This window comes from Brevundimonas sp. GW460-12-10-14-LB2 (assembly GCF_001636925.1).
Taxonomy (GTDB): Bacteria; Pseudomonadota; Alphaproteobacteria; order Caulobacterales; family Caulobacteraceae; genus Brevundimonas; species Brevundimonas vesicularis.
Genome location: NZ_CP015511.1, coordinates 1,405,487 through 1,414,616 on the forward strand (window position 1 = coordinate 1,405,487; position 9,130 = coordinate 1,414,616).

Consider the following 9,130-nt stretch of genomic DNA (forward strand, 5'->3'; position numbering starts at 1 on the left):
TGTCAGGTTTTGGTCAGTCCAGCAGCCCGCGCCGCTGCATGTCGATGATGACGGGATCGGTTAGCGACGCGATCACCTCCATGTCGAAGGCGTCCTCGGCCTCGACCTCGTCTGCGAAAGAGCGGGGCTGGTTCTGTCGGAGGGTTGAGAGACGCCATGTTGACTGAACGACCTGCTGACGCGCCAGCTGCTCGATGCGCAGTAGCTTCACGCCGGCTTGAGATTTGATCAGGGTCTTCCGTGTTCCCATGGCTCAATCCTCCTGACTGGGAACCTGACACGTCGCTCCGCGATTGTGGAGTCTGGCCGTTTGCGAAGAGTGGTCAGTTTCGACCCCGGGCCGCCGTCCTCTCGTCAGGGCGGCGGCTTTGTCGTCTCTCGGACACTGGGAACTGCGATGGCCCTGCACGGTTGTGAAGCCGGAGTCGGCCTAGGGGTGGCGGCCCGGCAAATGCGTCACTCCGTGCGACGGGCGGCCTACTCTCCTAGGTAGGGCCGCCCGTCGCTTCTAGGCTTGAAACGGCCTGATGCCCGCCTTCTCTAGGTCCTCATCGGCACACATGCCGGTGATGGCGCGGCGATGCTCCCAAATGTCCGAGCAGACCTCATTCAGCCAAGCGTTCAGCCGCCGCGCCCAGATGATCTGGCCAGGCTCCGCAGTCGACACGTGGAAGCCTTCGCCGCCGGGGTCTCGCTTCGAATAGACCATGACGTGCCGAGACTGGCAGGCGCCGCAATGAAGCGTCGCAGCCCATTCGCTGACCTGGGCAGGCAACCACTTCGTGAACCGGGTGACGATCTCCCGGCCTGAAATATAGGCCTCCCTATCGCATCCCCTGCAATGAAGTACCAATTGATTGCCGCGATGGGGCAGGTCGATCATCCGGCCGGAGACGCCAGAAAGGTAGGGCGCGCCGGTCACCGCCGCGAAAGGCGGGCCGCGAACCTGTGCGCCTCGTCCGCCGTCATCTTGGCGATCTGACCCATGCCCAGCGCCAGGGCAGCGCTGACCATGCGGTCATTCTCTTCCTTCGACACATAGGCGACATTCGATCCCGGCCCCGGCGTCGCCGGCAGGCTGGGATGCGGCGGCGGATTGCGCACGACGCGGGCGGCGAGCTCTGCGTCCAGGCGCATCAGTTCTTCGGTCGATAGGGGCTGGCCCATGATGTCCTCCGTCGCGCCACCGACGAAGAAGCCATAACTCACCGTGAACAGAATGAGAACATCTGCTGTTTATGGGAAGTCAGGCGGGGAGTGAGAGGCAAGGCTTCGAGCTAAGTGCTTGAAAAGGATGGTGGACGCGACAGGGATTGAACCTGTGACCCCCTCGGTGTGAACGAGGTTGGCGACCCCGCAAAAGGCGAGATCATTGGCTGTCACTGGATCATTCTCCGCAATCTAACCCTGAACAGGACAAGAACATCTTGTACCACAAGTGCAATCGTTCCGAAGAGCAAATAACTACCAATCGAGGGCTTTGGCCGCTCGCCGCAAATGGCTAGGTGACAGCTTTGCGTAGCGGCGCTCGGTCACTCTGGTGTCGGAGTGACCGAGGTACCTGCTGATGTCGAACATAGGCACGTCAGCTTCGGCCATCCACGACGCAGCGGTGTGGCGCAGGATGTGCGGCGTGATCCCCTCCAGGCCGGCGCGCTTCGCCGCTGCTGCAAACCCCTTCTTGATCGACAGCACCCTATGCCCTCCCCACTCGATGACGTGGTTGCAGGTTCGTCCGGCGTGAAGCACGCGGAGATAGCGATAGGCCCGGCCCGTCATAGGCACGGTAGCGCGCTTCTTCCGCTGCTCGTCCTGGGCATCGTTCAGCGCCAAGGATATCGTTCGACGCCGGAAATCCACGCGATCCCATGTCAGCTCCAGCAGGGCGCTTTGGCGCGCTCCCGTCGCCAGTGACAGGGCGATGAAGGCTCGGACGTGGGAGAAGCGACGCGCGGCTCTGAGCAGGGCCCGCGCCTCTGCCTTATCCAGGAACCGATCCTTTGCGGGCGGTTGCGGCGGAAGCTCGAACACGGCAGCGGCGCCCTTCTTGAAGAAGTTGAGGCCCGCCCTGACGACCTCCAGCTCCTTGCGCACCGTCGCTGGCTTGCGCCCGGCCGCATATCGCTCGTCGCGATAAGCCCGACACACATCGCGCGTGACCTGATCAGGTCTCAGGTGCGCGAACATCCCTTTGGCCTGCTTCCAGGATCCGCGCAGATCGACAGCCCGGATCGCCGTCTTGTCCTTGTCAGCGAGGTAAGCCTCCACGATCTCGCCAACGGTCTCGCCGGCTGGCTGAGCAGAATGATCGGCTAGGCGCCGCTTTGCCTCTGATAGATCGGTCGTGCGGAGTGAGAAGCGCTCGGTCTGCCCTCCGACGCTGCGGACGGCGGCGTATTTGCCTCGATAGAGCTTGAGCCTCCACTCTGACACTGACGATCCTCGTATTCTGAAGCGGCCTCGGGCCGGATGCGTATTTGACGGCCGATGCGGAAGGCCCGTAGCTCCCCTCGGTTGACCAGATTGCGGACCGTGGCGGACGACACCTCCCAATGCGCAGCCAGCGTCTCGGGGGTGTACGCCTTATTGTCGTTCGCGGCGCTCATCCCTCCCCCTTCCCATTGCGGGCGAGGAAGGCGCGGACAAGGGTTGCTGAGTGTTTGTATGCTTGGGCTTTAGCGAACAACCGGACATTAGAAATGTCCTCGTCTTCGTCCGTGGTGAGCGACAAGCAAGATTGAGACCTTTGATCGATCTCATCCGCCAGATTCTCCAGCGCGTCTGGGTCGGACGCGGTCATGCGTGACCTCGTGCAACAGCCATGAACTTGGCGAAGTCGGCCTTATCGGCGGCTTCCTCCAAGGCGTATCGCTCAGCGGCGGCGATCATGGTGTCTATTCCTCCCGGGTCTCCGTTCGCTGCAATCGCCACGGTGAACCCAAGACCACGCGCCAAGGCTTCGATCATGTCGCCCATGCGCTCGGGTCGATCTGTCGCCTTCGCTGCGTCGGCTGCTTCCTTCGCCAACATGGATGACAGGCGGGTGTGAAAGTCGCTCATTTCGCTTCACCTGTCGGGGCGGCGGGGATCAAAGCCCACGCGACGCTAAGCTCGGGGCGCGTGTTGGGTGAATAGCCGCCTTTTGCTACCCAACCTCGCTCTCCCTGTTCGGGGAACAGGCGTGACACTTCGTTGCTCCAACGCATGGTCTCGGCATTGCGCCACTTGTCTAGCGTGACGATCCAGCGGCCGTCTTTCGGCGCGTCGTCAAAGTTCGTATGCCACCCGCCCCCTGGCAGCGGCGATGCGGGGGCGGCTGCTAGTTCGGCACAGACAGCAACCATGAGACGACCATTGGGCGTTTCAGGGTCAAACTTCTTGGTGTCCTGTCGCGTCTCATAACCAAACGATGGAGCGAGGCGCTCGTATGTCTCGTGAAAACGGGTCGCCAGGCGCAGCGCATCGGTGGGGGCTTCATTGCTCACGGCTGTGTCTCCTGCTGTAGGGCGGCGCGGGCAATTGAGGCGGCAAGATCGGTCGCTGCATCAAATCCGCCGCGATAGCTGTTCGGGTATGAGCGTTTCTGTTCCGGCTTCTCGCCGCCAAGCATGACCAACGCCTTCGCCAGCCTATCCGCTCGGGCTTCGGCTGCGACCCTCGCCTCAAACTCGGAATGAGCATGGGCAGCGTGTCCATCGCGGGAGCCGCGTAAATATTCGACCCTTGCTTCTAGGTCCGCGATCCTGGCTTGAGCGGATGCGGCGGTGACGAGGGGTTCGACGCGGCAGGACTTGGAGACCCCGAACGCCTCTCCTTCGGGGTAATAGCTGACGCCGCCAGCCTTCCACCAAACGATGTGACCCACGTTTACCAGCCCCGACGTGTTCGCGTTAGAGGGGGCGGCGCTCACTTCTTCTCCCCTTCCTTTGCGGCGGTCGATTTCAGGGCGTCGAGCACCATGTCCGCAGCTTTCTCCAAACTCTCTTGTGACGGGTTGGCGCTGTAGTGGCGCATAGCGCTAGGAAGCGCCCCCATGATCCGCACCCTGTCTTCATCGGCGGCGGGGGTCGGGGATGGGTGGGCGTAGAGGGCGCGGATGGCGTCAAGGTCGTCGAAGAACTTACCTTTCGGCGCGTGTCCGTACGCGTCTAGAATGCTATCGACATAGCTTCCGCTTCTCTTGATGCTGGTCAGCCGCGCTATCGCCTCCCCCGCCACCCCTTTGTCCTGGGCATCGGCGGCGGGGGTCGGGGATGGGTGGGCATCCGAAACCGCCGCAAGACGATGAGCTGTTACGTCGAGGGTAATATACGCCTCTCGGATCATATTCTCTTCGTCGGTCAGGTTCTCGGCTTCCAGATACTTTGGCAGGCCGTAGATCAGTTGCTCGTATGCAGCGTGCAGGTCCGACGCGATCTTGAACGCGTTGTCTGTTTGCTCCCCCGCCGCCCCTTCGTCCTGGGCCTCGGCTCGTGGAGAAGCGGCGTAGACGGGGAAGGACGCGTGGGCCGATGGACTGGGGTAGATAACGCGCTCCCTACCCGCGCCAAGGGCGGTCTCGGCATCGGCTGAGATGTAGCCAATCGCCCCGTCGCCAACGACAGGCGCGCCGTTGAACTCGTGCAGGATTTCGTCAGCCAGTGCGCCGATGTCCTCGGCGTCGTATTCCGTCTCACCGTCCCATTGCTCAATGCGCTGGATCAGGCGGCGGCGGGCGTCGTCCTCGGACAGGGCCTCGGCTCGGGCGGTGGTGGCTTTGGATGCAATGGCCTGACGTGCAGTCTCTTCATCAACAGCTTCGACAGCCTGCTTCAGTTCGCTACCGAACTCAGATCGGTGCGCCTTGACGCGCTCCAAACGTGAAAGGCGCTGATCCTTCCATAGTCCTTTGACCGACGTAAACTCCCCGCCGCTGTGCTGGCCTCCCAAGGCGAGGGGGCGGGCGGATAGGAGGGCTTCCAGTGTCGCGCAGTCGGCGGCCATTTCGTCGTCTTCATAGACGTGGGCCGCCATCTTCAGCCGGTCTAGCGCCCCCCGCGTCTCTCCGCTCGGTTGGGGGCGGAGGGCGGGGGCGAAATATCCGGCAGCGTCGGAAGTTGACCAACCATGATGCCAGGCAAAAGCACAGTATGCGGCTACGTCACGCGGGTCGCCCTTCTGGATATGCTCCGCCAGACTTTCGGTTAGTTCATCTTCCCAGTCAGGTCTCGACCAGTTGTCTCGATAGCCGTATTTCGCCTCGGCCTTTGCTAGCTTCGACTTCATTTCTGTGGCGAACCGATCCACCAGATTAGCAGTCGCCGGGTGTAGCTCCGACCCGCTCGCTTCGACCGGAGCGGTGGGGGCGAGGCGGAAGGCGATGATACTGGAGCGGCCCCATGCAGCCTCTTCGGAGGCCAAGACGCCGGACGTAATCCCGCTTCGAAGGCGTAAAACGACTCTGCGCCCCGGCACCGGGTTCTCGCCGCCAGACCACGGCATCCAGCCGTCCGCGTCAGGACGACCAATGAAGGCCATGTTGATCGGCTTCATCAAGCGGACTTGGTCATTCGCCAGGTCCAGAACGAAGGCGCGGACGCCGCTGTCATCGAAGCGGTCGAACCTGACGACGCCCCATGTTTTGCACAGCAGCAAATCGCCCTTCACGAGCAGCTTCACGTCTTCAGCCGACAGCGGGCCGGGTGTGGGGGCTTGGGTCATGCTCGGTGATCCTGTGATTGAGCGCGACGTGCTATGATCCGGTCATGACCGCGCGCTTCAGCATCCGACCGGACGCCGATGGATGGACTGTGTTTGATCTCTGGACAGGGCAGCCGGCCGAGATCGATGGCGCCCTGCAGGTTGGGCTCGACCTCGCGACCGCTGACGATCTCGCCGACCTGCTGAGCAACAGACAGGATTTGGCTGACAACTGAGCGGGTCACGCGCCCTCCCCCTCATTTGCGGGGCTGTCTTCTCCGGTGGCGCGGGCCTCCGATTGGGCGCGGAGGGCTTTTTCAGCAGCCTGCGCGCGCTTGATCGCCACCACAGACCGGCGATGCGCGTCGTTCTTGGCGCGTCGCACCCAATCGACGCACGCCTTGATGTCGGCGACGTAGCGATCACCCTTGCGGATGAAGAACTCTGACCCTCCACAGGTCAGGCTGGTCAGCGCTTTGGTCAGGGCTTCGACTTCCGCCATCAGTTCGGCGTTCTTTGCCTCAGACCCTTCCAGCTTCTCGATCAGCGATGTGATGGTCTGGTCAGACATCAGGCGGCTGCTCCAAATTTGGCGGTTTCATTGCCCCACACGGTCCAGCCTGGACGCGGCTCGCGGGCGAACATTTCGAGGTAGGGGCCGGCGACAAGCGCCTCGATCCGGGCGTGGGTCTCGTCGGGCTTGCGGCTGTGCTCTCGGCGCGGCGCTTGGATGATCTGGCGGACGCCCTTGCCGAGCCGCTTCGGCCGGCCGCGCGTAAACAGCAGGCACGTCTCCGCTTCCTTGCGGGTCCAGTAGCCCATGCCCATGCTGTGCTGCTGGCGGAACAAATCGGGCGTGTCGCCGCGCATCTTCGTCCAGATGAAGGCGTCGGTTTTGTAGGCGAAGCCCCACGCGCCGGCGAGGTCGATGGCCTCCAGAAGGTGGGCGCCGACGATCCACATGAAGAGCGCGCAGTCGGGCGCCGCGACTTCAGCGACCGGCAATGCCTTCATGTCCGTGATCGACATCGTGGCATACGGATCGGCCGCGACCGTCGGCACAGCCGACTTGCCGTCGTAGGTCCGGAAAGACCACGGCGGGTCAGCCAGGATGCAGCCGAACGGTCCAGCGGGAAGCTCGCCCATCCTCTAGCCCTCTCTGTTGGAGGAAGAGGCGGCGCCCTGATATTCCGCGTAGAGGCGGTCAGCGATTTCGAACGGGTCGCGGTCCAGGGCGGACCAGAAGCGGGCCTCCGAGCCAGAATGCTGGCGTTCGTGGCAGACGCGGTTCAGCGGCACTGCGAACCGGTCGGACGGCTTGACCTGCATTCCGGTCGGCAGCTTGCCGCGCTCCGGGCTGGCCATACGGATGTGGGCCGCATCGCTGGGGGCCGGCGCACCGCACCCGCAGGCGCACGGCTGGCGACGAAGGAAGGCCAAATAGCCGGTATCGCGCTCCCTGCCCCGGCTGGCCTTGCCGCCCGGCTTGCGCATGGCCGCGATCCGAAGGCGGGTTTCGCGGTTCTTGGCCCGTTTGATCTCGGCGGCCTTGCGCAGGATGATGCGCTCTTGAGCTGTGACCATCACGCGGCCTCCGCATGGTTCTGCAGCTCGGCGGTCGTCAGGCCGATCATCTTCGCCAGAGCGGTGAACACGGCGTCTTTGCTGGCCTGAAACTCCTCCCGACCCATCGCCTTGACCGATTGGCTCTTGGGCTTGAACACCCGCACGACGGTCTCGCTGATGACGACCAAGGCGTATTCGCTGGCCTCGGCGCGGAGGTTCGCGGCCCAGCGCACGGCCTCGGCGCGGGACGAACAGACGTAATCCGCGATCGTGCAGTAGCCTGCCTCGATCAAAGCGCGGGCGCGAAGGTGCTCGGCGGTCGGGTAATGCGCCGCCAGCTCCTCGGGCAGATTGGCCCACGCTTCGTTGACCGCGGCGAAGAAGTGGCGGTGCGATGCGCCCGAGCGCTCCTCGACGGGCGCCAGCCGGTAGCGCTCACCAATCGTGAACAGCTGATCGGCTTGGCGCTGGAAGCCCGGCAGGACGCGCATGGCCTCGCCGTCCCATTCGAAGGGCAAGGGCGCCGTCATGCCGCCACCTGCATTTCAGCAGGGTAAGCGCGGGTCAGGGCCGCCACCGTCTCCGTCACCTCCGTCAGGAAAGCCGACACCTCGGCTTCCAGCGTCGCAATCAGCGTGTCGTCACGGTCCACCCGCTGCACGAAGAGGCGCATGTGTTCTGGCATGCGCGGATCGAACGACACGAAGTCGCACCACGCCCGGCCGGTGCAGGCCATCTGCCAAGCCATCTGCGTCACGTATTTCGCCGGCACCTTGCCGCTGAGCAGCGTCTCGATGTGCGTCGCCGTGTTGGGGCACTTGATCTCGACCAAGCCGGCATCGCCGACCAGCCCGTCAGGACTGGCGCCGGTCATGGCGATCTTGGGGTGGTCGATCATGTCGACCTGATCCACGAAGACCCCGGCGTGAAACTCGTAGGCTTCGCGTGCTTCCGGCTCCTTGTCCGTGCCCCACTGCATCGCGGCATTGGTGAAGGTCGGCTCGACGTTACCCGTCAGGCGTTCGGCGACCAGCTGGGCGGCGTAGTTTGCGCGGGACGCACCCCAGCCGGTCTTCGTCTTGGCGATCACGTCCGCAACGCGAGAGGCCGTGACCTTCCCGGCGCGCTGGGCCAACCACTCGGCTGAGCCCTGCGCGATCATTGCGCATTCCCCAGGTTCGACATGCGGTCCTGATAGGCGCGGCGCACGGCGGCGAAGTCGTTCCGGTCGAGGCTGCTGATGACGCCATCGTTGTCCTTGCGCCACTTCTCGGCCGCCGCTTTGGTCCGCAACTGCCCGATGGCGTTAATCGCCGCCTCGGCCGCGCCGCTGACGGGCTTGTCTTCCGAGGCCCGGCCGTCGTCGTCATCTGACGCCGCCAGACCCAAGGCCTGCGTCAGGGTGTAGCGCTGGAGATAGGTCAGCGTGGATCCGATGGCCTGGATCGCGTTCTTGCTTCCCGAGCTGTCGGCAGGCCCGGCCAGCGTGTTCGTCTCGCTGTGTCCGTTTTCGTGGGACAGGACGCACGTCACCTTGATTGCGCCGTCCTGCTCGGTGCGGAAGCGATACGACAAGCCGTGCTTGGCCAAGATCGGATCGACCTCGCGGGCATAGGCGGCGAAGTCGGCATAGCGCTTGTCGTTGTGGCCCTTCTTGTTGCGGACGACCGGCTTGATCTCCGACTTTGCAGCCGCGAGCGACTTGTCGAAGTCCTTGCGGGCCTGGGTGGCTTCCCAACGCTCGTGCAGATCCATCACACGAGCGATCACCTCAATGCTGGCGCCGCTCGTGATGGCTTGCTGGACGAGCGCCATCGAAGACATTTGCGCTGGCGCTTGCGGCTCTGCCTGTTCGTGGATGCGGGCGACTGCGGTCATGGATGGC

The 9,130-nt window shown here is 63.8% G+C and carries 16 protein-coding genes and 1 pseudogene; 1 reads left to right on the forward strand and 16 read right to left on the reverse strand.

Going from position 1 to position 9,130, the window contains the following annotated elements; translation table 11 throughout:
• Window positions 1-13: 13 nt before the first annotated feature.
• The 10 genes and pseudogenes from A4249_RS06940 to A4249_RS06980 form a co-directional block, all read right to left on the reverse strand.
• Window positions 14-250: a hypothetical protein gene (locus tag A4249_RS06940; protein WP_066551707.1), complete on the reverse strand. Its 237-nt coding sequence runs from the start codon at window positions 248-250 to the stop codon at window positions 14-16.
• 258 nt (window positions 251-508) lie between these two features.
• A complete protein-coding gene (locus A4249_RS06945) occupies window positions 509-883 on the reverse strand; it encodes a hypothetical protein (protein WP_156494652.1) in 375 nt (124 codons plus the stop codon).
• 35 nt (window positions 884-918) lie between these two features.
• Complete coding sequence (locus A4249_RS06950; RefSeq protein WP_156494653.1) at window positions 919-1,167, reverse strand: hypothetical protein; 249 nt, start codon at window positions 1,165-1,167, stop codon at window positions 919-921.
• A gap of 297 nt (window positions 1,168-1,464) precedes the next feature.
• A complete protein-coding gene (locus tag A4249_RS06960; protein WP_066551710.1) occupies window positions 1,465-2,433 on the reverse strand; it encodes a tyrosine-type recombinase/integrase in 969 nt (322 codons plus the stop codon).
• 77 nt (window positions 2,434-2,510) lie between these two features.
• Window positions 2,511-2,606 (reverse strand): annotated as a pseudogene (locus tag A4249_RS17165) (hypothetical protein); the annotation flags it as partial.
• Window positions 2,603-2,800, reverse strand: coding sequence for a hypothetical protein (locus A4249_RS06965; RefSeq protein ID WP_066551711.1), 198 nt, complete (start codon window positions 2,798-2,800; stop codon window positions 2,603-2,605). The pseudogene A4249_RS17165 and the gene A4249_RS06965, both read right to left, overlap by 4 nt.
• The gene (locus A4249_RS06970; protein WP_066551712.1) at window positions 2,797-3,060 is read right to left on the reverse strand and encodes a hypothetical protein; all 264 of its coding nucleotides are present in this window, start codon (window positions 3,058-3,060) and stop codon (window positions 2,797-2,799) included. The genes A4249_RS06965 and A4249_RS06970 overlap by 4 nt, the downstream gene beginning before the upstream one ends.
• Complete coding sequence (locus A4249_RS16560) at window positions 3,057-3,485, reverse strand: hypothetical protein (RefSeq protein WP_156494654.1); 429 nt, start codon at window positions 3,483-3,485, stop codon at window positions 3,057-3,059. Before A4249_RS16560 ends, A4249_RS06970 begins: the two co-directional genes overlap by 4 nt.
• Complete coding sequence (locus tag A4249_RS06975) at window positions 3,482-3,910, reverse strand: hypothetical protein (protein ID WP_066551713.1); 429 nt, start codon at window positions 3,908-3,910, stop codon at window positions 3,482-3,484. Before A4249_RS06975 ends, A4249_RS16560 begins: the two co-directional genes overlap by 4 nt.
• Window positions 3,907-5,700, reverse strand: a complete 1,794-nt coding sequence (locus tag A4249_RS06980; protein WP_066551714.1) for a hypothetical protein — start codon at window positions 5,698-5,700, stop codon at window positions 3,907-3,909. Before A4249_RS06980 ends, A4249_RS06975 begins: the two co-directional genes overlap by 4 nt.
• Before the next feature lie 44 nt (window positions 5,701-5,744).
• Here A4249_RS06980 and A4249_RS16775 point away from each other — a divergent pair, with 44 nt between their 5' ends.
• Window positions 5,745-5,915, forward strand: a complete 171-nt coding sequence (locus A4249_RS16775; RefSeq protein WP_197458477.1) for a hypothetical protein — start codon at window positions 5,745-5,747, stop codon at window positions 5,913-5,915.
• Between the two features lie 5 nt (window positions 5,916-5,920).
• On the opposite strand, the gene A4249_RS06985 is transcribed toward A4249_RS16775, so the two are convergent.
• From A4249_RS06985 to A4249_RS07010, 6 genes are read right to left on the reverse strand one after another with little or no spacing between them, the layout of a single operon-like run.
• On the reverse strand, window positions 5,921-6,250 hold the full coding sequence (locus tag A4249_RS06985; protein ID WP_066551715.1) for a hypothetical protein: 330 nt from the start codon (window positions 6,248-6,250) through the stop codon (window positions 5,921-5,923).
• On the reverse strand, window positions 6,250-6,825 hold the full coding sequence (locus A4249_RS06990; RefSeq protein ID WP_066551716.1) for an MT-A70 family methyltransferase: 576 nt from the start codon (window positions 6,823-6,825) through the stop codon (window positions 6,250-6,252). Before A4249_RS06990 ends, A4249_RS06985 begins: the two co-directional genes overlap by 1 nt.
• A gap of 3 nt (window positions 6,826-6,828) precedes the next feature.
• On the reverse strand, window positions 6,829-7,263 hold the full coding sequence (locus A4249_RS06995) for a DUF968 domain-containing protein (protein WP_066551717.1): 435 nt from the start codon (window positions 7,261-7,263) through the stop codon (window positions 6,829-6,831).
• Window positions 7,263-7,775 carry a hypothetical protein gene (locus A4249_RS07000; protein ID WP_066551718.1) on the reverse strand — a complete coding sequence of 171 codons (513 nt, stop codon included), beginning with the start codon at window positions 7,773-7,775 and terminating at the stop codon, window positions 7,263-7,265. The genes A4249_RS06995 and A4249_RS07000 overlap by 1 nt, the downstream gene beginning before the upstream one ends.
• Window positions 7,772-8,407: a lambda exonuclease family protein gene (locus tag A4249_RS07005; RefSeq protein ID WP_066551719.1), complete on the reverse strand. Its 636-nt coding sequence runs from the start codon at window positions 8,405-8,407 to the stop codon at window positions 7,772-7,774. The genes A4249_RS07000 and A4249_RS07005 overlap by 4 nt, the downstream gene beginning before the upstream one ends.
• Window positions 8,404-9,123, reverse strand: a complete 720-nt coding sequence (locus A4249_RS07010; protein WP_066551720.1) for an ERF family protein — start codon at window positions 9,121-9,123, stop codon at window positions 8,404-8,406. Before A4249_RS07010 ends, A4249_RS07005 begins: the two co-directional genes overlap by 4 nt.
• Window positions 9,124-9,130 lie beyond the last annotated feature (7 nt).

Coding starts and splice junctions, on each gene's coding strand:
- A4249_RS07000 (WP_066551718.1), bottom strand. CDS start 7,775: ATGACGGCGCCCTTGCCCTTCGAATGGGACGGCGAGGCCATGCGCGTC.
- A4249_RS06945 (WP_156494652.1), bottom strand. CDS start 883: ATGATCGACCTGCCCCATCGCGGCAATCAATTGGTACTTCATTGCAGG.
- A4249_RS06985 (WP_066551715.1), bottom strand. CDS start 6,250: ATGTCTGACCAGACCATCACATCGCTGATCGAGAAGCTGGAAGGGTCT.
- A4249_RS06970 (WP_066551712.1), bottom strand. CDS start 3,060: ATGAGCGACTTTCACACCCGCCTGTCATCCATGTTGGCGAAGGAAGCA.
- A4249_RS16775 (WP_197458477.1), top strand. CDS start 5,745: ATGACCGCGCGCTTCAGCATCCGACCGGACGCCGATGGATGGACTGTG.
- A4249_RS06950 (WP_156494653.1), bottom strand. CDS start 1,167: ATGGGCCAGCCCCTATCGACCGAAGAACTGATGCGCCTGGACGCAGAG.
- A4249_RS06995 (WP_066551717.1), bottom strand. CDS start 7,263: ATGGTCACAGCTCAAGAGCGCATCATCCTGCGCAAGGCCGCCGAGATC.
- A4249_RS06980 (WP_066551714.1), bottom strand. CDS start 5,700: ATGACCCAAGCCCCCACACCCGGCCCGCTGTCGGCTGAAGACGTGAAG.
- A4249_RS06965 (WP_066551711.1), bottom strand. CDS start 2,800: ATGACCGCGTCCGACCCAGACGCGCTGGAGAATCTGGCGGATGAGATC.
- A4249_RS06940 (WP_066551707.1), bottom strand. CDS start 250: ATGGGAACACGGAAGACCCTGATCAAATCTCAAGCCGGCGTGAAGCTA.
- A4249_RS07005 (WP_066551719.1), bottom strand. CDS start 8,407: ATGATCGCGCAGGGCTCAGCCGAGTGGTTGGCCCAGCGCGCCGGGAAG.
- A4249_RS06990 (WP_066551716.1), bottom strand. CDS start 6,825: ATGGGCGAGCTTCCCGCTGGACCGTTCGGCTGCATCCTGGCTGACCCG.
- A4249_RS07010 (WP_066551720.1), bottom strand. CDS start 9,123: ATGACCGCAGTCGCCCGCATCCACGAACAGGCAGAGCCGCAAGCGCCA.